Origin of the sequence: Pseudomonas sp. GL-RE-29, from assembly GCF_019947275.1 — a bacterium.
Classification (GTDB): domain Bacteria; phylum Pseudomonadota; class Gammaproteobacteria; order Pseudomonadales; family Pseudomonadaceae; genus Aquipseudomonas; species Aquipseudomonas fluorescens_A.
The window spans coordinates 17,175-36,932 of record NZ_JAGYGD010000023.1; the positions used below are offsets into that span (position 1 = coordinate 17,175).

At 61.5% G+C, this 19,758-nt stretch carries 17 protein-coding genes; 14 read left to right on the forward strand and 3 right to left on the reverse strand.

All coding sequences use genetic code 11. The annotated features are described in order from the left end of the window. Positions 1–2 precede the first annotated feature (2 nt). The 12 genes from paaH to paaZ all read left to right on the forward strand — a co-directional run bounded on the left by paaH (position 3) and on the right by paaZ (position 13,567). On the forward strand, positions 3–1,520 hold the full coding sequence (gene paaH / locus KGB21_RS19125; RefSeq protein WP_223506340.1) for a 3-hydroxyacyl-CoA dehydrogenase PaaH: 1,518 nt from the start codon (positions 3–5) through the stop codon (positions 1,518–1,520). Further along, complete coding sequence (gene paaI, locus KGB21_RS19130) at positions 1,513–1,962, forward strand: hydroxyphenylacetyl-CoA thioesterase PaaI (protein WP_223506343.1); 450 nt, start codon at positions 1,513–1,515, stop codon at positions 1,960–1,962. The genes paaH and paaI overlap by 8 nt, the downstream gene beginning before the upstream one ends. Beyond that, the gene (gene pcaF, locus KGB21_RS19135; protein WP_223506345.1) at positions 1,955–3,166 is read left to right on the forward strand and encodes a 3-oxoadipyl-CoA thiolase; all 1,212 of its coding nucleotides are present in this window, start codon (positions 1,955–1,957) and stop codon (positions 3,164–3,166) included. Before paaI ends, pcaF begins: the two co-directional genes overlap by 8 nt. A gap of 99 nt (positions 3,167–3,265) precedes the next feature. Next, positions 3,266–4,591: a phenylacetate--CoA ligase PaaK gene (paaK, locus tag KGB21_RS19140; protein ID WP_034149288.1), complete on the forward strand. Its 1,326-nt coding sequence runs from the start codon at positions 3,266–3,268 to the stop codon at positions 4,589–4,591. A gap of 848 nt (positions 4,592–5,439) precedes the next feature. After that, on the forward strand, positions 5,440–6,429 hold the full coding sequence (paaA, locus tag KGB21_RS19145; RefSeq protein ID WP_223506347.1) for a 1,2-phenylacetyl-CoA epoxidase subunit PaaA: 990 nt from the start codon (positions 5,440–5,442) through the stop codon (positions 6,427–6,429). A gap of 170 nt (positions 6,430–6,599) precedes the next feature. Next, positions 6,600–6,881: a 1,2-phenylacetyl-CoA epoxidase subunit PaaB gene (gene paaB, locus KGB21_RS19150; protein WP_007943393.1), complete on the forward strand. Its 282-nt coding sequence runs from the start codon at positions 6,600–6,602 to the stop codon at positions 6,879–6,881. Positions 6,882–6,889: 8 nt separating this feature from the next. Beyond that, positions 6,890–7,651, forward strand: a complete 762-nt coding sequence (paaC, locus tag KGB21_RS19155) for a 1,2-phenylacetyl-CoA epoxidase subunit PaaC (RefSeq protein ID WP_223506349.1) — start codon at positions 6,890–6,892, stop codon at positions 7,649–7,651. Beyond that, on the forward strand, positions 7,638–8,171 hold the full coding sequence (gene paaD / locus KGB21_RS19160) for a 1,2-phenylacetyl-CoA epoxidase subunit PaaD (RefSeq protein ID WP_034149285.1): 534 nt from the start codon (positions 7,638–7,640) through the stop codon (positions 8,169–8,171). Before paaC ends, paaD begins: the two co-directional genes overlap by 14 nt. Positions 8,172–8,204: 33 nt before the next feature. Further along, entirely contained in the window at positions 8,205–9,281 is a 1,077-nt protein-coding gene (paaE, locus tag KGB21_RS19165) for a 1,2-phenylacetyl-CoA epoxidase subunit PaaE (RefSeq protein WP_223506352.1), read from the forward strand. Positions 9,282–9,497: 216 nt separating this feature from the next. Further along, complete coding sequence (locus tag KGB21_RS19170) at positions 9,498–9,806, forward strand: DUF485 domain-containing protein (protein ID WP_034149283.1); 309 nt, start codon at positions 9,498–9,500, stop codon at positions 9,804–9,806. After that, positions 9,803–11,449: a cation acetate symporter gene (locus tag KGB21_RS19175; protein WP_223506354.1), complete on the forward strand. Its 1,647-nt coding sequence runs from the start codon at positions 9,803–9,805 to the stop codon at positions 11,447–11,449. Before KGB21_RS19170 ends, KGB21_RS19175 begins: the two co-directional genes overlap by 4 nt. Before the next feature lie 63 nt (positions 11,450–11,512). After that, the gene (gene paaZ / locus KGB21_RS19180) at positions 11,513–13,567 is read left to right on the forward strand and encodes a phenylacetic acid degradation bifunctional protein PaaZ (RefSeq protein WP_223506356.1); all 2,055 of its coding nucleotides are present in this window, start codon (positions 11,513–11,515) and stop codon (positions 13,565–13,567) included. A gap of 243 nt (positions 13,568–13,810) precedes the next feature. Here paaZ and KGB21_RS19185 read toward each other — a convergent pair whose 3' ends face one another. The 3 genes from KGB21_RS19185 to KGB21_RS19195 are packed head-to-tail and all read right to left on the reverse strand — an operon-like array spanning position 13,811 to position 17,271. Beyond that, positions 13,811–14,719, reverse strand: a complete 909-nt coding sequence (locus KGB21_RS19185; protein ID WP_034149281.1) for a helix-turn-helix domain-containing protein — start codon at positions 14,717–14,719, stop codon at positions 13,811–13,813. After that, entirely contained in the window at positions 14,716–16,134 is a 1,419-nt protein-coding gene (locus tag KGB21_RS19190; protein WP_223506358.1) for an aminotransferase, read from the reverse strand. Before KGB21_RS19190 ends, KGB21_RS19185 begins: the two co-directional genes overlap by 4 nt. Positions 16,135–16,164: 30 nt before the next feature. After that, entirely contained in the window at positions 16,165–17,271 is a 1,107-nt protein-coding gene (locus KGB21_RS19195; RefSeq protein WP_034149279.1) for a polyamine ABC transporter substrate-binding protein, read from the reverse strand. Positions 17,272–17,488: 217 nt separating this feature from the next. Between KGB21_RS19195 and KGB21_RS19200 the strand changes: the two genes are divergently transcribed. Continuing rightward, positions 17,489–18,271 (forward strand): enoyl-CoA hydratase-related protein, encoded by a 783-nt coding sequence (locus KGB21_RS19200; RefSeq protein WP_223506360.1) that lies wholly within the window; start codon positions 17,489–17,491, stop codon positions 18,269–18,271. Continuing rightward, positions 18,268–19,449 (forward strand): acetyl-CoA C-acyltransferase family protein, encoded by a 1,182-nt coding sequence (locus KGB21_RS19205; RefSeq protein WP_223506362.1) that lies wholly within the window; start codon positions 18,268–18,270, stop codon positions 19,447–19,449. Before KGB21_RS19200 ends, KGB21_RS19205 begins: the two co-directional genes overlap by 4 nt. Positions 19,450–19,758 lie beyond the last annotated feature (309 nt).

Here is a 19,758-nt window from a genome sequence, read left to right on the forward strand (position 1 = left end):
CCATGACCGCACTCAATACCAACGCACGCGTCGCCGTGATCGGCGCCGGCGCCATGGGTGCCGGCATTGCGCAGGTCGCCGCCCAGGCCGGTCATCCAGTGTTGCTGCTGGACAATCGCCCCGGCGCCGCCGCCCAAGCCATCGAAGGCATCGACCGGCAACTGGGCAAACGGGTCGAGAACGGCAAGCTGGCCGCCGAGTCGCGCAACGCCACCATCGCTCGCCTGCAAGCCGCAGAAGCCATCGAAGCGCTGGCCGATTGCGAGCTGATCATCGAAGCCATCGTCGAGAACCTTGAGGTCAAGCGCGCCCTGTTCCGTCAGCTCGAAGGCATTTGCGGCGAGCGCTGCATCCTGGCCAGCAATACCTCGTCACTATCGATCACCAGCATTGCCGCGCAGCTTGATCATCCGAATCGCCTGCTCGGCTTGCACTTCTTCAACCCGGCGCCAGTCATGGCGCTGGTGGAAATCGTCTCCGGTCTGGCCAGCGACCCGGCACTCGCCGAGTGCCTGTACGACACCGCCAAAGCCTGGGGCAAAAAACCAGTGCACACCCGCTCCACACCGGGCTTCATCGTCAACCGTGTGGCGCGTCCGTTTTATGCCGAGAGCCTGCGCCTGTTGCAGGAAGGCGCCGCCGATTGCCCGACGCTGGATGCACTGATGCGCGACGCCGGCGGGTTTGCCATGGGCGCGTTCGAACTGACCGACCTGATCGGCCATGACGTCAACTACGCCGTGACCTGTTCAGTGTTCGACGCCTATTACGCGGACACCCGCTTCCAGCCTTCGCTGATCCAGAAGGAACTGGTGGACGGCGGGCGACTGGGGCGCAAAAGCGGCCAGGGTTTCTACAGCTACGCCCAAGGTTCAGAACGCCCGCAACCGCTAGAGATCAGCAGCGATGCGAACGTAGAGGTTTGCATCGCCGAAGGTGATTTGGGCATCGCCCGAAGTTTGCTCCCGCGATTGAGCGAGCAAGGCGTCGAGGTCATCCAGCGCGATGGTCGCGGCCTGCTGCGCGTCGGTGACGCGGTACTGGCCTTGAGCGACGGTCGCATGGCCTGTCAGCGGGCCAAAGAAGACGGGCTGCGCAACCTGATCCTGCTGGATCTGACCCTCGATTACGCCAAGGCCCAGCGCATCGCCATCAGCTACGCGGCGGGCATTGATCCGCTCGCGCTCAAGCAAGGCATCGCCCTGCTGCAACAGGCCGGGCTCAAGGTCAGCCTGCTCAGCGACAGCCCGGCCCTCGCCGTCCTGCGCACGGTGGCCATGCTCGCCAACGAAGCGGCGGACGCCCTGCTGCAAGGCGTGGCCTCGGCCGCCGACATCGACCTGGCGATGCGCGCCGGAGTCAATTACCCGCAAGGCCCGCTGGCCTGGGCCGATGCCGTCGGCCTCGCGCACATCTTGAAGGTGCTGGAAAACCTGCAAGCCGGTTATGGCGAAGAACGCTACCGGCCGTCGCTGCTGTTGCGCCGCCGGGTTGCCGAAGGGAGGACATTCCATGACTAACCACGAAGCGATGAACCTGGCCGTCAACTGCGCGCAAACGCTGCTGGAGCGCGACGCCGCCAGTCAGGCGATGGGCATCCGTTTGCTCTCCGCCGCCCCCGGTTGCGCCCGCGTCGGCATGACCGTGCGTGCCGACATGGTCCAGGGCCACGGCACGTGCCACGGCGGTTATCTGTTCGCCCTCGCCGACTCGGCGTTCGCCTTTGCCTGCAACAGCTACAACGAAGCCACGGTGGCCATCGGTTGCAGCATCGACTACATCGCGCCGGCTCGGCTGGGCGACACCCTGAACGCCGATTGCATCGAGCAAAGTCGTTCCGGTCGCACCGGCAACTACGACGTCCGCATTGAAAACCAGCAGGGCCAGTTGATCGCCCTGTTCCATGGCAAATCCTACAAAGTGCGCGGCTCGGTGCTGGCGCAGGAGAATCCCAATGAATGACGCCCTGATCATCGACGCGGTCCGCACCCCGATCGGTCGCTACGCCGGAGTCTTGAGCAGCGTGCGCGCCGACGACCTCGGCGCGGTGCCCCTGCGTGAACTGCTGCGCCGTCACCCGCAAGTTGACTGGAGCAGCGTCGACGATGTGATCTACGGCTGCGCCAACCAGGCCGGCGAAGACAACCGCAACGTCGCGCGCATGTCGGCGCTGCTGGCCGGGTTGCCGGTCAGCGTGCCCGGCACCACCCTCAATCGCCTGTGCGGCTCCGGACTGGATGCGGTCGGCACGGCGGCACGGGCGATTCGCAGCGGCGAAGCCGGGCTGATGCTGGTAGGCGGCGTCGAATCGATGTCCCGCGCACCGCTGGTGATGGGCAAGGCTGAGCAGGCGTTTTCCCGTGCCGCCGAAATCTTTGATACCACCATCGGCTGGCGCTTCGTCAATCCGCTGATGAAAAAAGCCTTCGGCATCGACTCCATGCCGGAAACCGCCGAGAACGTCGCCGTACAGTTCAACATCTCCCGCGCCGACCAGGACGCCTTCGCCCTGCGCAGCCAGCAACGCGCCGCTGCCGCGCAAGCCAATGGGCGTCTGGCGAAAGAAATCGTCGCGGTCGAAATCCCGCAGCGCAAAGGCCCGGCCAAAGTGGTCGAGCACGACGAACACCCGCGCGGCGACACCACCCTTGAGCAGCTGGCCAAACTCGGCACGCCGTTCCGCGAAGGCGGCAGCGTCACTGCCGGCAACGCTTCCGGGGTCAACGACGGTGCTTGCGCATTGCTGCTGGCCAGCCCGGAAGTCGCCAAGCGTCACGGCCTCACCGCACGTGGTCGAGTGGTGGCGATGGCAACGGCTGGCGTGGAACCGCGAATCATGGGCATCGGCCCGGTCCCGGCGACCCGCAAGGTGCTGGAACTGGCCAACCTGAGCCTGGCCGACATGGACGTGATTGAGCTCAACGAAGCCTTTGCCGCGCAGGGCCTGGCGGTGTTGCGTGAACTGGGTCTGAGTGACACCGATCCGCGGGTCAACCCCAACGGCGGCGCCATTGCCCTCGGCCATCCGCTGGGCATGAGCGGCGCGCGCCTGGTGACCACCGCCCTGCATGAGCTTGAGGAACGCAATGGCCGCTACGCCCTGTGCACCATGTGCATCGGTGTTGGCCAGGGGATCGCGCTGATCATCGAGCGTCTACCCCACTAAAGAACCGCGATTCCCGAGGAGCCGAGAGGTATCCTTGGGGCATGCACTCAAAGCCCTTGTGCAAAAGGGCCGGAACACAAAAACAATTCGAGTGAAGTCATGAACATGCCAATTGCCCAATCCGTGCTTGATCCTGTGCTGGACCCGCTGGAAACCGCCAGCGTCGACGAACTCCGTCAGCACCAGCTGGAACGCCTGCGCTGGAGCCTCAACCACGCCTACAACAATGTGCCGCTGTACCGTCAGCGCTTCGATGCCCTGGGCGTGCACCCGGACGACATCAAGTCCCTCGACGACCTGGCGAAATTCCCGTTCACCACCAAGTCCGACCTGCGCGACAACTACCCCTACGGCATGTTCGCGGTGCCGATGCACGACATCGTGCGCCTGCACGCGTCCAGCGGCACCACCGGCAAACCAACCGTCGTCGGCTACACCCAGAACGACATCGACACCTGGGCCAACGTCGTGGCCCGTTCAATCCGAGCGGCGGGTGGCCGGCGTGGCGACAAAGTGCATATTTCCTATGGCTACGGCCTGTTCACCGGCGGCCTCGGCGCGCACTACGGCGCTGAACGCCTGGGTTGCACGGTGATCCCGATGTCCGGTGGCCAGACTGAAAAGCAAGTGCAGCTGATCAAGGATTTCCAGCCGGATATCATCATGGTCACGCCGTCCTACATGCTCAACATCGCCGATGAAATCGAGCGCCAGGGCATCGACCCGCACAAACTGGCCCTGCGCCTGGGCATCTTCGGCGCCGAGCCGTGGACTGCCGAACTGCGCAGCGCCATCGAACAACGCCTGGGTATCACCGCCCTCGACATCTACGGTCTCTCGGAAATCATGGGCCCGGGTGTCGCCATGGAATGCGCCGAAACCAAGGACGGCCCGACGATCTGGGAAGACCACTTCTACCCGGAAATCATCGACCCGGTGACTGGCGAAGTGCTTCCGGACGGTCAGATGGGCGAACTGGTGTTCACTTCCCTGAGCAAAGAAGCCCTGCCGATGATCCGCTACCGCACCCGCGACCTGACGCGCCTGCTGCCGGGCACTGCACGGCCAATGCGACGCATCGACAAGATCACCGGACGCAGCGATGACATGCTGATCATCCGCGGGGTCAACGTGTTCCCGACGCAGATCGAAGAGCAGGTGCTGAAAGTCAAACAGCTGGCCGAGTGTTATGAGATCCATCTGTATCGCAATGGCAACCTCGACAGCGTGGATGTGCATGTCGAGTTGAAGGCTGAACATCAGCACCTGAGCGATGAACAGCAGAAGGCTGTTTGCGGGGAGTTGAGCAAGCACATCAAGACGTATATCGGGATCAGTTCGCGGATTGTCTTGCAGCCGTTCCATTCGATCAAACGCTCGGAAGGCAAGGCTTGCCACGTATTGGATAACCGTCCGAAAGCATGACTGCTGCACCCCTTATGGCCCCGCTTTTGCGGGGCTTTTTTTTGCCTGGAGCTTGTTGATTCCGAAGCCAGTCGCAATTCCTGTAGGAGCCGGCTTGCTGGCGATGGCGGCCGTACAGTCGACATCGCTGCGCCTGACATACCGCTATCGCCAGCAGGCTGGCTCCCACAGTTTGGATTGGGTACATCCGGTGGTGATTCGTTGCCTGTAGGAGCTGACGAGTGAAACGAGGCTGCGATCTTTTGATTTAGTTTTTTAAGGGCAAGGTCAAAAGATCGCAGCCTTCGGCAGCTCCTAAAGGGTTGGGTACATTCGAGAGAGATTTGTAGGCAGGCAGGGTGCTATCGCGAGCAAGCTCCCTCCCACAGTTTTGAAATGCATACGGACCAAACAACCAGGCCGGCCGGTAGGCCGCCTCGGCCCTTTTGATTCACCCGCCCCCTCGGCAGGCTGAGTGGAGGCGTTTATCCGGGGGTGGGCGCGCAGCGCCGTGCGGCGAAGCCGCACATATCGAGAGGAGGTCGTCGCGAAGCAGACCGGAGGCGATGCCCCCCGGATGAATGCCGGAGCGAAGGAACACCGAGCCTTAGCGAGGGGCCGTACGTAAGGGGCGAGCGTTTTTTGCTTACTTTTTTAGGCGCTTGTAAAAAAGTGAGTCGCCGTAAGGGCGAAACCATAAGCCGCCGTTACCGCAGCAACGGATATGTACCCAGCCCCGAAAAAACCACCACTCATCCAAAGCGATACAAAAAACAAATACGACACGTCATTTACTGTTTGATATTAATTTATGTATCGCTTATAAAGTTCTCCATGCCCTCGAACAGATTCACGGCGGGAGACCCCCAATGTACGCACAGCTCGTAGAAACAGGCGTAAAGCGCATCAAAGACCTTTCGGAGATGTCCGAAGAGGAACGCGCTTTCCAGGAAAAAATCGATTCAGAAATCAAGATCGAAGCCAAGAATTGGATGCCAGATGCCTACCGGAAAACCCTGATCCGGCAGATTTCCCAGCACGCCCACTCCGAAATCGTCGGCATGTTGCCCGAAGGCAACTGGGTCACCCGCGCGCCGACGCTCAAACGCAAACTGCAATTGATGGCGAAAATCCAGGACGAGGCCGGTCACGGTCTGTATCTGTACAGCGCCATGGAAACCCTCGGCGCCGACCGCGACGAAGAGATCGCCAAGCTGCACAGCGGCAAGGCCAAGTATTCGAGCATCTTCAATTACCCGACGCTGAACTGGGCCGACATGGGCGCGGTGGGCTGGCTGGTGGATGGCGCGGCGATCGTTAACCAGGTGGTTTTGCAGCGCACCTCCTACGGCCCCTACTCCCGGGCCATGGTGCGCATCTGCAAGGAAGAGAGTTTCCACCAGCGCCAGGGCTACGAAATCCTCCTGACCATGATGCGCCACGGTACTCAGGCACAAAAAGACATGGTCCAGGACGCCATCAATCGCCTGTGGTGGCCGTCGTTGATGATGTTCGGCCCGAGCGATGAACACTCGCCGAACAGCGCGCAATCCATGGCCTGGAAGATCAAGCGCCAGAGCAACGACGAACTGCGCCAGCGCTTCATCGACCAGACCATCCCGCAACTGGAGCTGCTGGGCTGCACCTGCCCCGACCCGGACCTGAAGTGGAACGCCGAAACCGGCCACTACGATTTCGGCGAGATCCAGTGGAGCGAATTCTACGAAGTGCTCAAGGGCAACGGCCCGTGCAACACCGAACGCGTCGCCACCCGCCGCAAGGCGATTGAAGACGGCGCCTGGGTTCGCGAAGCCGCCGTCGCCCACGCCTACAAAAAACAAAACAAGAACGCCGCCTGATTCGGCACGTTTGATGATCTTGATCTTCGGCGACTTCCCTGCCGCCAAAAGATCGCAGGCTGCGCCAGCTCCTACAGGAGCCGGTGATCCCGTGTAGGAGCTGCCGAAGGCTGCGATCTTTTGATCTTCAGCCCCGCCAGTAAAAACCGAACAGATGTGGAGTAACTGAAATGTCCGAGTGGACCCTCTTCGAAGTTTTCGTGCGCAGCAAGCACGGCCTCAACCACAAACACGTCGGCAGCGTGCATGCCGCCGACACCACCATGGCCATTGAGAACGCCCGCGAGCTGTACACCCGTCGCAGCGAAGGCGTGAGCCTGTGGGTCGTGCCATCGGCGCTGATCACCGCCTCGTCGCCGGATGAAAAAGATCCCCTGTTCGATCCGTCGGACGACAAGGTCTACCGCCATGCCAGCTTCTACGAGCTGCCGGCCGAAGTCGGGCACATGTGAGGTCGACCATGAATAACAAGACCGATCTGATCGAATACCTGCTGCGCCTCGGCGACAGTGCCCTGATCCAGGGCCAGCGCCTGTGCCAATGGTGCGGCAAGGCGCCGGCGCTGGAAGAAGAACTGGCGCTGATGAACGTCGGCCTCGACCTGGTGGGCCAGGCGCGCAACTGGCTGGATTACGCCGCTGAACTGCTGGACGACGGCCGCGACGCCGATGACCTGGCGTTCCGCCGCGACGAACGTGCCTATCGCAACCTGCTGCTGGTGGAACAACCCAACGGCGACTACGCGGTGACCATCCTCAAGCAGTTCCTGTATGACGCCTGGCACCTGCAAGTGCTCACCGGCCTGAGCCAGTCCAGCGATGAGCGCATCGCCGGAATCGCCGCCAAAGCCGTGAAGGAAGTCACCTATCACCTGCGCCGCTCCGGCGAGTGGGTCGAGCGTCTGGGTGACGGCACCGAGGAAAGCCACCGGCGTATGCTCGCGGCGATTCCCGAGGTTTGGCGTTTCACCGTGGAACTGACCAGCGCCGACGACAGCGAACAGCGTCTGCATGCCGCTGGCATCACCCCGGACACCGCGCAAGTCGCCGCTGCCTGGCAAGCCAAGGTCAATGAAATTTTCGCCAGCGCCACCCTGCCGGTTCCCGCCGCGCCAAGCTATTTCTACCTGAACGCACGCAAGGGCCTGCACACCGAACACCTGGGCATTCTGCTGGCCGAAATGCAGTTCCTGCCACGAGCGTACCCCGATGCAACCTGGTGAGCTGATCGCCAGCGACCTCGGCGCCCGGCCGGCACAACCGACCGACCTGGCGGCTGCGTGGGCGATCCTGTCCGAAGTCATGGACCCGGAAGTGCCGGTGGTCAGCGTGGTGGACCTTGGCATCGTTCGCGATCTCGATTGGCAGGCTGGGCATTTGCACGTGGTGGTCACACCGACCTACTCCGGTTGCCCGGCCACCGAAGTGATTGAGAGTGATATCCGCCAGGCGCTGGAGCTGGCCGGTTTCCAAGCACCCAACCTGGAACGCCGTTTGACCCCGGCCTGGACCACCGACTGGATCAGCGCCAGCGGCCGCGAACGCCTGCGCGCCTACGGCATCGCACCGCCAGAAGGCAGCACCAGCAAGCGCAGCCTGCTCGGTGAAAGCCCGGTGATCGTCTGCCCGCAATGCGGCAGCGCCCACACCGAGGTGCTCAGCGAGTTCGGTTCCACCGCGTGCAAGGCGCTGTACCGCTGCGTCGATTGCCGGGAACCGTTCGACTATTTCAAGTGCATCTGAGCGGCGATCGGCCGACCCAGTTGGAGAACAATAATGAGCAAATTTCACAGCCTGACCATCAAGGACGTGCGCACCGAGACCCGTGATGCGGTGTCCATCGCCTTCGAGATTCCGCAGGAGCTGCAAGACAGCTTTCATTACACCCAGGGCCAGCACCTGGTGATGCGCACCCAACTGGACGGTGAAGAAGTACGCCGTTCTTACTCGATCTGCACCGGGGCCAACGACGGTGAACTGCGCGTTGCCATCAAGCGTGTGGCGGGCGGGCGTTTTTCCGCGTTTGCCAACGAACAGCTGAAAGCCGGGCACAGCCTGGAAGTCATGCCGCCCGCCGGACATTTCAGTGTCGAACTCGATCCTGCTCGCCACGGCAACTACCTCGCGGTCGCGGCCGGCAGCGGTATCACGCCGATCCTGTCGATCATCAAAACCACCCTGGAAACCGAGCCCCACAGCCGCGTCACGTTGCTGTACGGCAACCGTTCCAGCTCTGGCGCGCTGTTCCGCGAACAGCTCGAAGACCTGAAAAACCGCTACCTGCAACGCTTGAACCTGATCTTCGTGTTCAGCCGCGAGCAGCAGGATGTCGACTTGTACAACGGCCGCATCAATGCCGAGAAATGCGAGCAATTGTTCAGCCGCTGGCTCGACGTCAAGGCCCTCGATGCCGCGTTTATTTGCGGCCCGCAGGAAATGACCGAGACCGTGCGCGACAGCCTCAAGGCCAAGGGCATGGCGCCTGAGCGCATTCATTTCGAACTGTTCGCCGCCGCTGGCAGCCAGCAAAAACGCGAAGCCCGCGAGGCGGCGCGTCAGGTGGATGCGGCGGTCAGCCAGATCACCGTGATCAGCGACGGCCGCGCCCTGGCCTTCGACCTGCCGCGCAACAGCCAGAGCATCCTCGACGCCGGCAATGCCCAAGGCGCCGAACTGCCCTACTCGTGCAAGGCCGGCGTGTGCTCGACCTGCAAATGCAAGGTCATCGAAGGCGAAGTGGAAATGGACAGCAACCACGCTTTGGAAGACTACGAAGTGGCCGCCGGCTATGTGCTGTCGTGCCAGGCCTTCCCGATCAGCGACAAGGTGGTGCTGGATTTCGATCAGCTCTGATTCTTCTGCCGTAATTGAATGATCCACAAAAACCTGTGGCGAGGGAGCTTGCTCCCGCTGGGCTGCGAAGCGGCCCCAAAACCGGCCATCTGGTTTAGCTAGATAAAACGCGGATGCAGGATTTACGACGGCTGCGCCGCCGAGCGGGAGCAAGCTCCCTCGCCACAACACAGGCAATACGTTCGTTCATACAAAAACAATAAGGAGAGCGCTTCCATGACACCCCAAGACATAGAACTCATCCGCCAGCACCCCGACTTCATCCAGTTGGTGCGGCGCAAGCAAAAGCTCTACTGGTCGCTGTCGCTGATCATGCTGGTGATCTATTTCGGCTTCGTGCTGCTGGTGGCGTTCTCCCCTTCCACCCTCGGCCAGTCGCTGAGCGGCGGCGTGACCACCGTGGGCATGTTGGTGGGTGTGGTGATTGTGGTGCTGGCCTTTGCGTTGACCGGTTTTTATGTCTATCGCGCCAACAACGTGATCGACCCGCTGAATGAAAAACTCAAGCAGGAGTGCGCCCGATGAGCCGCCTTCTCGCGCTGTTCCTGCTGCCGCTGGCAGTGGTAACGGACCTTGCGGTCGCTGCCGACGGCGCATCGCGACCATTGAACTGGAACGCCATCGGCATGTTCCTGGTGTTCGTTTTATTCACCCTCGGCGTGACCCGTTGGGCGGCATTGCGCACCCGTTCGGCCAGCGACTTCTATACCGCCGGCGGCGGCATGAGCGGCTTTCAGAACGGCCTGGCGATAGCTGGCGACATGATCTCGGCGGCGTCCTTTCTAGGCATTTCCGCGATGATGTTCCTCAATGGCTATGACGGTTTGCTCTACGCCTTGGGCGTGTTGGCGGGCTGGCCGATCATCCTGTTTTTGATTGCCGAGCGCCTGCGCAACCTCGGTAAATACACCTTTGCCGACGTAGTTTCCTATCGCTTGGAACAAACGCCGGTGCGACTGACTTCGGCCTTTGGCACCCTGACCGTGGCGCTGATGTACCTGGTGGCGCAGATGGTCGGCGCCGGCAAATTGATCGAGTTGCTGTTCGGCATCGACTACCTCTACGCGGTGATGCTGGTCGGCGTGTTGATGGTGTTTTACGTGACCTTCGGCGGCATGCTCGCCACTACGTGGGTGCAGATCATCAAAGCGGTGATGCTGCTGTTCGGCACCAGCTTCATGGCGTTCATGGTGCTCAAGTATTTCGGTTTCAGCACCGAGGCGATGTTCGCCGGGGCCACTGCCGTGCACGCCAAGGGCAACGCGATCATGGCCCCTGGCGGCTTGCTGTCGAACCCGATTGATGCGATTTCCCTGGGAATGGGCATGATCTTCGGCACCGCCGGCCTGCCGCACATCCTTATGCGTTTCTTCACGGTCAGCGATGCCAAGGAAGCACGTAAAAGCGTGTTCTACGCCACCGGTTTCATTGGCTACTTCTACCTGCTGCTGATCATCGTCGGCTTCGGCGCCATCGTCATGGTCGGCACCGATCCTTCGTACCGCGATGCCAGCGGCGCGATCATCGGCGGCGGCAACATGGTCGCCGTGCACCTGGCCCAGGCCGTGGGCGGTAACCTGTTCCTCGGCTTCATTTCGGCGGTGGCCTTCGCCACCATTCTGGCGGTGGTCGCCGGGCTGGCATTGTCCGGCGCCTCGGCGGTGTCCCACGACCTGTATGCCTGCGTGATGCGCAAGGGCCAGGCCAGTGAACAGCAGGAAATGCGTGTCTCGCGCATCGCCACGGCTTGCATTGGTGTGCTGGCGATCATCCTGGGCCTGCTCTTCGAATCGCAAAACATTGCCTTCCTCTCGGGCCTGGTGCTGGCCATCGCCGCGTCGGTGAATTTCCCCGTGCTATTCCTTTCGATGTACTGGAAAGGCCTGACCACCCGTGGCGCGGTCATCGGCAGCCTGATGGGGCTGGTCTCGGCAATCGTCTTGCTGGTGCTGAGCCCGGCGGTGTGGGTCAACGTGATGCACCACGACAAGGCGCTGTTCCCGTATTCCAACCCGGCACTGTTTTCCATGAGCCTGGCCTTCTTCAGCGCCTGGCTGTTTTCCGTCACCGACCGATCACCCCGTGCAGTGCTTGAACGTGGCCGTTACCTGGCGCAGTTCATCCGCTCCATGACCGGCATCGGCGCCTCGGGCGCCAGCCAGCACTGACCCTTAACTTGAAGGGCGCGGCTACGGCTGCGCCAGACACTGACCAAACCCGGAGCAATTGTGATGTCCTCTTCACCCACCCTGCAAAGCTTCATCGCCGGTCGCTGGATCGGCCAACACGGCGCGCAGGTCCTGCGCAGCGCCCTCGACGGCCATGAAATATTCCGTACCCACGAAGAACGCCCGGACTTCGCCGAAGCCATCGAACACGGCCGCCGCCAAGGCGTCAGCGGCCTGATGGCGCTGGATTTCCAGCAACGCGCCCAACGCCTCAAGGCACTAGCCTTGTACTTGAGCGAGCGCAAGGAACAGCTCTACGCGATCTCCCATCACAGCGGCGCGACCCGTGCCGACAGCTGGATCGACATCGAAGGCGGCAACAGCACGCTGTTCACCTACGCCAGCCTCGGCTCCCGTGAATTGCCATCCGGCAACGTCGTCCACGAAGGCCCGGCGCTGCAACTGAGCAAAATGGGCACCTTCGCCGGCACCCACATTCTGGTGCCGCGCGGTGGCGTGGCGGTGCACATCAACGCCTTCAACTTCCCGATCTGGGGCATGCTGGAAAAGTTCGCCCCGAGCTTCCTCGCGGGCATGCCGTGCATCGTCAAACCGGCCAGCGCCACCAGCTACCTGACCGAAGCCGTGGTGCGCATGATGGACGAATCGGGCCTGCTGCCGGCGGGCAGCCTACAACTGATCATCGGCGGCACCGGCGATTTGCTCGACCGCCTGCAAGGCCAGGACGTGGTGACCTTCACCGGTTCCGCCGACACCGCGGCCAAGCTGCGCGTAAACCCGAACCTGATCCGCAATTCGGTGCCGTTCACCGCCGAAGCCGACTCGCTGAACTGCGCAATCCTCGCCCCGGACGTCACCCCGGAAGACGAAGAATTCGAGCTGTTCATCAAGGAAGTCGCTCGGGAAATGACCACCAAGGCCGGGCAGAAATGCACCGCCATTCGCCGCGCCATTGTGCCGGCCAAACACATCGATGCAGTGGCCACGCGCCTGCGTGATCGTCTGGCAAAAGTGGTCGTCGGCGACCCGTCGGTGGAAGGGGTGCGCATGGGTGCGTTGGCTTCCCACGATCAGCAGAAAGACGTGGCCGAACGCCTGGAAGCCCTGTTGCAGAGCAGCGATATGCTGTTCGGCGCCCGCGATGGCTTTGAACCACGCGGTGTGAACGTAGATAAAGGCGCGTTCTTCGCCCCGACGCTGTTGCAGTCCCGCGATCCGCATGCCGAAGGTGGCGCCCACGATATCGAAGCGTTTGGCCCGGTCAGCACGTTGATGGCTTACGACGATCTGGATGAAGCACTGGCACTCGCCGCACGCGGTAAAGGCAGTCTGGTCGCCAGCCTGGTGACCAAGGATCCGCAAATCGCCGCCAAAGCGATTCCGGTGGCGGCGGCATTGCACGGCCGTTTGCTGGTGCTGGACCGCAATTGCGCGGGTGAATCCACCGGTCACGGCTCGCCTCTGCCGCAGCTGAAACACGGTGGCCCAGGTCGTGCCGGCGGTGGTGAAGAACTCGGTGGTTTGCGTGCGGTGAAACATTACCTGCAACGCGCGGCGGTGCAAGGTTCGCCGACCATGCTGGCAGCCGTTACCGGCGAATTCGTACGTGGCGCCAAGGTCATTGAAACCGAGGTGCATCCGTTCCGTCGCTACTTCCAGGATCTGCAGATTGGCGAGTCGCTGCTGACGCACCGTCGTACCGTAACCGAGGCGGACCTGGTGAATTTCGGTTGCCTGTCCGGCGATCACTTCTACATGCACTTCGACGACATCGCGGCCAAGGAATCGCAATTCGGCAAACGTATCGCCCACGGTTATTTCGTGCTGTCGGCAGCCGCCGGTTTGTTCGTATCCCCCGGCGTCGGCCCGGTGCTGGCCAACTACGGCCTCGACACCTTGCGCTTCATCAACCCGGTGGGCATCGGCGACACCATCCAGGCGCGCCTGACCTGCAAACGCAAAATCGACCAGGGCAAAAAGAGCCCGCAAGGCGTTCCGCAAGGGGTGGTGGCGTGGGATGTGGAAGTCACCAACCAGCTCGGTGAGTTGGTCGCCAGCTATGACATTTTGACCTTGGTCGTCAAACGCGAAGACTGACCGCCTCTTGTAGGAGCCGGCTTGCTGGCGATGGCGATCTGTCGGTCACGATGATGTCAGCTGATATGCCGCCATCGCTGGCAAGCCAGCTCCCACAAGGTTACGGGTAGGCCCCAGGAATTTGATCCACCGCAAAACCCGTAGGAGCCGGCTTGCTGGCGATGGCGATCTATCGGTAACGAAGATGTCGACTGACACACCGCCATCGCTGGCAAGCCAGCTCCTACAATGCCTGCGTTATGTTCAGTGCTTGCGCAACCACTCGATAAACAGCGCAAACAACTCCGACTGCGATCCCACTTCCAACTTCATATACAGATTCTTGCGGTGCATGCGCACGGTTTCCGGTGAGATGCTCATCTGGCTGGCCGTGGACTTCACCGAGTGGCCCCTGAGTACCATGTGGGCCACTTCCCGCTCGCGTTCGGTCAGCACGTCGCAACCGAATTGCTCGAACGCCGACTGCACCCGGTGCTTGAGATCATCGCGCAGGCCTTGATCGTTATTGCTCTGGATTTCGCTATTGCGCTGCAAGCCACGCTGACTGAACTCGCTGACAAACTCGCGCACCAGCGGCTCGACGGCGCGCAACACATTCAACTGTTCGACCCGCAGGCACTCACCGCCGAAACCTTGAAAGAGGCTCACGGAAATCTTCGTGTCATTGCCGGCGTCGACGATGTAGTAGCTGTCTTCCGAACAACCCGCGTTCAGGTAGTAAGTCTTGTAATAGTCACTGTCGAAAAAGTTGTCCGGGGCAATTTCCTCCAGGTGATAGAACCCCTGCGCCAGCCCCTGCTCCACCGCCAGGCAAAATGGGTCGAGCAAATAGCCGCCGGAAAAATAGCGCTCGAGAATCGACACCTGATACTCCTGGGCAATCCCGCGCTGATGCAGCAACTGCGGCGCGCGGTCCTTGCGCTCCAGGCTGATCATCATCGACTCGATGGACACCAGTTGCGCCAAGGCTGACGCCAGGTATTGCAGGGCGTCAGGCTCGTCGATATGGGCGAATGCCTCGCGCATTCCCCCATGCCATTTGTGCAACGCCCCGAAGGGCATTGCGATCAACGTATCGTCGTTCGGTTTGCTCATGCCCCGCAGTCTAGCGGGTGAGCAGGCCCTAGGTAAAAGCCTGACTGAAGCACTCATTGCCCGGAATACTGGCCGCTCTGCTCAAGCTCGGCCGCCACTTCCAGAATGCACTCGCGCAGGATCTCGACGATTTCATCCACTTGGGCGTAAGTGAGAATCAGCGGCGGCGACATGACATTGAGGTGCATGATCGGCCGCACCAGCAAGCCTTTGGCCTGGGCTCGCGAATGGATTTTCTCGCCGATATTGATCTCGTCGGCGAACAACGCCTTGGTGCGTTTGTCGGCGACGAACTCCACGCAGGCCATCAACTTCAGGCAACGCACATCGCCCACCAGCGGCAAATCCCTGAGTGTGGCCAGACGCTGCTCCAGGTAGCCGCCGACATCGTCGACATGGGCCAGCAGGTTTTCCCGCTCGATGATCTCAATGTTCTTCAGCGCCGCCGTGCAGCACACCGGATGGCCGCTGTAGGTGAAACCGTGGGTGAAGCAGCGGCCCTTGCCCGGCTCGGCGATGACCTTCCAGATGCGGTCGGAAAAGATGCACGCGCCCAGCGGCAGATAGGCCGAGGTCAGCCCCTTGGCGGTGGTGATGATGTCGGGCTGAACGTCGAACACGTCCTTGGACGCGAAGAACTTGCCCAAGCGTCCGAACGAAGTGACCACTTCATCGGCGACAAACAGGATGTCGAAGCGCTGGCAGACCTCCCACATGCGCTTGAGATAACCCTTTGGCGGAATGATCACGCCACCCGAACCCATCACCGGTTCAGCGAAAAAAGCCGCAACCTTGTCGACGCCAATCGACTGGATCTTGTCTTCGAATTCCTTGACCAGGAACTCGAGAAACTGCGCCTCGTCCATGCCTTCCGGCGCGCGGTAGGGATTGGGATTGGAAACGTGGTGGATCAGCGGGTTGGCGTAATCGAACTCCGGCACCCGGTCGGCGGCCTTGTTGCCGATCGACATCGTCAGCGTGGTCGAGCCGTGATAGGCGTTGAAACGGGCGATGATGTGCTTCTTCTCCGGCTTGCCCCGGCAGTTCTGGTAGTACTGGATCAGCCGGTATGCGGTGTCCACCGCCGTGGAGCCGCCGGTGGTGAGGAACACATGGTCGAGATCGCCGGGCGCGAGGCTGGCAAGTTTTTCGCACAGCTGAATCGCCACGTTGTTCGACATGTCGGAAAACGGATTGGAATAGGCCAGCTGCCGCACTTGATCGGCGATGGCCAGGGCCATTTCCTCGCGACCGAGGCCAATGTTGGTGCACCACATGCCGCCGACCGCGTCGAGAAAGCGGTTGCCCTCGGTGTCGTAAATGTAGGCGCCGTCACCGGCCACGATGTTCAGCGAGCCTTGCTCGGCATGCTCGTCGAACACGTGATAGCCGTGCATGTGATGAGCCTTGTCGGCCTTGACCAGCTCGGCCGCTTCCACGGTCGAGAACAGTTTTTTAGTCGAGTTAGTCATACCAAAACCTCAAACAAAACGATTGAACGATCAAATTCCGCTTTTCACGGTGCTCCAGACGCGTGTCATGGCACGCATGTCTTTCGCGTTCTGGGTTTTCTGCGGGAAGAGCCGCTCGCGGGTTTGTGCATCGGGGTAGATGGCCGGGTTGTCGCGCACACTGGCATTCAACAAGGGCGTGGCCGCCGCATTGCTGTTGGCGTAATTGATGTAATCGCTTACGTCCGCCATCACCTGCGGCTGCATCAAGTACTCCAGAAACTTGTGGGCGTTGGCGACGTGGGGCGCGTCGGTCGGGATGTACATGTTGTCGAACCAGATCAGCGAGCCTTCCTTGGGAATGAAGTACGCCAGGTTGATCTGCTTCTTGGCTTCTTCGGCACGGGCCATGGCTGTCGCGTAGTCGCCAGACCAGGTCATCGCCATGCACACGTCGCCATTGGGCAGGCTAGTGAGGTAATTGACCGAGTCGAATTTGCGGATGTAAGGCCGCACCGACAGGAGCAAATCCTGGGCGGCTTTCAGATCCTCCGGCGCGGCGCTTCTTGGGTCTCGCCCCAGATACGTCAGGGCCATCGGGATGACTTCGGTGGGGGCGTCGAGCAGGGTCACGCCGCAGTCGGCGAAGCGCGAGACGATCTTCGGATCGAAGATCATCGCCAGCGAACCGATTGGCGCATCCGGCATGCGTTCCTTGATCTTGTCGACGTTATAGGTGACGCCGTTACTGCCCCAGGTGTAGGGCGCCGAGTAGGCGGTGCCCGGATCGAACCCTTGCAAGTCGTGCAGCACTTTCGGGTCGAGATTGCTCCAGCCCGGCAGCAACTTCTTGTCCAGCGGCTGGAAGACTTTGGCCTGGATCAGCGGCGGCACCAGGGACGCGTTGAGCACGATCAGGTCATAACCGGAGTGGCCGGTGAGCAACTTGGCCTGCACCGTTTCATAGGCATCGAACGTGTCATAGATGACCTTGATACCGGTGGCCTTTTCAAAGTCCGCCAGGGTGTTCTCGCCGATGTAATCCGTCCAGTTGTACAACCGCAGCGTATTGCTGTCGTTCACCTCGGCGGCGTAGGCATTCAAAGTCAGCGGTACAACAAACAGACTGGAAATCACCTTAAGCAGTGTCTTGCCCATAGCAAATGCACCTTATCAAGCGAGTTCGGCTCTGGATGAGCGGATGAACCTACTATTGGTGGATTCGCCGGACGGCACCATACCCCGAATGGGTGTGTGGTCGTTTTCGCGACGCCATATGGCAAAAAGCATCAGCTCGGTTGACCCGTTTTGTCATAGCTCCGGAGTAAGCCCGGCGCTTAAAGTGGCCGTCGAACCGACTCTGCAAGAGCCAGCAATGACCGACCTGATCAAACAAGAGCATCGCGATGGAGTGCTGACGCTGACGATCGATCGTCCCGACAAGCTCAACGCGTTGACCAACAGCATGTACACGAGGTTGGCCGACCTGTTGTTTGCGGCGGACGAAGACGACTCGGTCGGGGTGATCATCGTGACCGGCGGCCCGACGTGCTTTACCAGCGGCAACGACCTGGTGGATTTCCTTCAGGAACCACCGACGCATCTGGACAGCCCGGCATTCCGCCTGATGCGCGCCGTGACTCACCTGCAAAAACCGCTGATTGCTGCGGTTTGCGGGGCGGCCATCGGCATCGGCACCACGTTGCTGCTGCATTGCGATCAGGTCCTGGTCACCCGCAACGCCAAGCTGCGCATGCCTTTCGTCAACCTGGGCCTGTGTCCGGAGTTTGGCGCCAGCCTGCTGCTGCCGCGCCTGCTAGGTCAGGCCCGAGCGACGCGTCTGCTGTTGCTGGGCGACAGCCTCGACGGCAGCGAAGCGTTGACGTGGGGCCTGGCCAACGAAGTATTCGACGACGGCGCGCAATGCCTGGCGGCGGCCACCCGTCTCGCCCAGCGACTGATGGCAATGCCACAAGAATCCCTGCGCCAATCGCGTCAATTGATGAAACAGGCCGGCATGGCCGAACTGCAAGCCACCCTGCGCGAAGAGAACTTGCTGTTCATCCAGCGCCTCAACAGCGATGAAGCAAAAACGGCCTTGAACGCCCTGCTCAATCGCAGTACAGATAAGAATCCACCGAAAGGAAAACAGCCATGAACACCCCGGAAATCTACGTTGTCAGCGCCGCCCGTACCGCCATTGGCACCTTCGGCGGTTCGCTCAAGGACGTGCCACCGGCCGACCTCGCGACCACCGCTGTGAAAGCCGCCCTGGAACGCGCCGCCGTGGACCCGGCACTCGTCGGTCACCTGGTGATGGGTAACGTGATCCCGACCGACACCCGCGATGCCTACATCTCCCGCGTCGCCGCCATCAACGCCGGCATCCCGAAAGAAACCCCGGCCTATAACGTCAACCGCCTCTGCGGTTCCGGCCTGCAGGCCATCATCAATGCCGCCCAGACCTTGATGTTGGGCGATGCCGACATCGCCATCGGCGCCGGCGCCGAGTCCATGAGCCGCGGCCCGTACCTGCTGCCGTCCGCCCGTTGGGGTGCGCGCATGGGCAATGTGCAAGCCATCGACTACATGCTGGGCATCCTGCACGACCCGTTCCACGGCATCCACATGGGCATCACCGCCGAAAACGTCGCCGCGCGCAACGGCATCACCCGCGAAATGCAGGACGCCCTGGCGCTGGAAGACCAGAAACGCGCCGCCCATGCGATTGCCAACGGCTACTTCAACGAGCAGATCGCGACCGTGGAAATCCAGGATCGCAAAGGCACCAAGCTGTTTAGCGTCGACGAGCATCCACGCGCCACCTCCCTGGAACAATTGGCGGCGATGAAGCCAGCGTTCAAAAAGGACGGCTCGGTCACCGCCGGCAACGCTTCCGGCCTGAACGACGGTGCCGCCGCACTGGTCATGGCCACCGGCGCCGCGGTACAGGTCAACAACCTGCGCCCACTCGCCCGCCTGGTCAGCTACGCCCACGCCGGTGTCGAACCGGAACTGATGGGCCTTGGCCCAATCCCGGCCACACGCCTGGCGCTCAAACGCGCCGGCCTGACCGTCGCCGACATGGACGTGGTCGAAGCCAATATCGCCTTCGCCGCACAAGCCTGCGCCGTCAGCCAGGAACTCGACCTCGACCCGGCCAAAGTCAACCCTAACGGCTCGGGCATCGCCCTCGGCCACCCGGTCGGCGCCACCGGCGCCATCATCGCCACCAAAGCCATCCACGAACTGCACCGCATCAACGGCCGTTATGCGCTGGTGACCATGTGCATTGGTGGCGGTCAGGGGATTGCAGCGATTTTTGAGCGCGCCTGAGAGTTTGCTGTTTTGAAACGCTGAAACCGGGCGCCGAAAGGCGCCCTTTTTTATCTACGCTGAAACCTGCCGCTGCAATCGTCGCCCGACGACATCCAACAAATCACAGCCATCGCGCAGTGAAGTCACCAATACCCGCGCTGCGGTGGATGACAACATCGGGAGCTTTTCCGATGGATCGACGTTAGCCCTGACCTGTAGGAGCTGGCTTGCCAGCGATGACGACCTCGAGAACAGCACATCTCTGAGATCCCAATCGCCAGCAAGCCGGCTCCTACAGATCGCAGTTCAGTTCACGATCACACGCAC

What these genes read in the sequence shown, in the direction of transcription:
- paaH (WP_223506340.1), top strand. Translation starts at nt 3, where the DNA reads ATGACCGCACTCAATACCAACGCACGCGTCGCCGTGATCGGCGCCGGC.
- paaI (WP_223506343.1), top strand. Translation starts at nt 1,513, where the DNA reads ATGACTAACCACGAAGCGATGAACCTGGCCGTCAACTGCGCGCAAACG.
- pcaF (WP_223506345.1), top strand. Translation starts at nt 1,955, where the DNA reads ATGAATGACGCCCTGATCATCGACGCGGTCCGCACCCCGATCGGTCGC.
- paaK (WP_034149288.1), top strand. Translation starts at nt 3,266, where the DNA reads ATGAACATGCCAATTGCCCAATCCGTGCTTGATCCTGTGCTGGACCCG.
- paaA (WP_223506347.1), top strand. Translation starts at nt 5,440, where the DNA reads ATGTACGCACAGCTCGTAGAAACAGGCGTAAAGCGCATCAAAGACCTT.
- paaB (WP_007943393.1), top strand. Translation starts at nt 6,600, where the DNA reads ATGTCCGAGTGGACCCTCTTCGAAGTTTTCGTGCGCAGCAAGCACGGC.
- paaC (WP_223506349.1), top strand. Translation starts at nt 6,890, where the DNA reads ATGAATAACAAGACCGATCTGATCGAATACCTGCTGCGCCTCGGCGAC.
- paaD (WP_034149285.1), top strand. Translation starts at nt 7,638, where the DNA reads ATGCAACCTGGTGAGCTGATCGCCAGCGACCTCGGCGCCCGGCCGGCA.
- paaE (WP_223506352.1), top strand. Translation starts at nt 8,205, where the DNA reads ATGAGCAAATTTCACAGCCTGACCATCAAGGACGTGCGCACCGAGACC.
- KGB21_RS19170 (WP_034149283.1), top strand. Translation starts at nt 9,498, where the DNA reads ATGACACCCCAAGACATAGAACTCATCCGCCAGCACCCCGACTTCATC.
- KGB21_RS19175 (WP_223506354.1), top strand. Translation starts at nt 9,803, where the DNA reads ATGAGCCGCCTTCTCGCGCTGTTCCTGCTGCCGCTGGCAGTGGTAACG.
- paaZ (WP_223506356.1), top strand. Translation starts at nt 11,513, where the DNA reads ATGTCCTCTTCACCCACCCTGCAAAGCTTCATCGCCGGTCGCTGGATC.
- KGB21_RS19185 (WP_034149281.1), bottom strand. Translation starts at nt 14,719, where the DNA reads ATGAGTGCTTCAGTCAGGCTTTTACCTAGGGCCTGCTCACCCGCTAGA.
- KGB21_RS19190 (WP_223506358.1), bottom strand. Translation starts at nt 16,134, where the DNA reads ATGACTAACTCGACTAAAAAACTGTTCTCGACCGTGGAAGCGGCCGAG.
- KGB21_RS19195 (WP_034149279.1), bottom strand. Translation starts at nt 17,271, where the DNA reads ATGGGCAAGACACTGCTTAAGGTGATTTCCAGTCTGTTTGTTGTACCG.
- KGB21_RS19200 (WP_223506360.1), top strand. Translation starts at nt 17,489, where the DNA reads ATGACCGACCTGATCAAACAAGAGCATCGCGATGGAGTGCTGACGCTG.
- KGB21_RS19205 (WP_223506362.1), top strand. Translation starts at nt 18,268, where the DNA reads ATGAACACCCCGGAAATCTACGTTGTCAGCGCCGCCCGTACCGCCATT.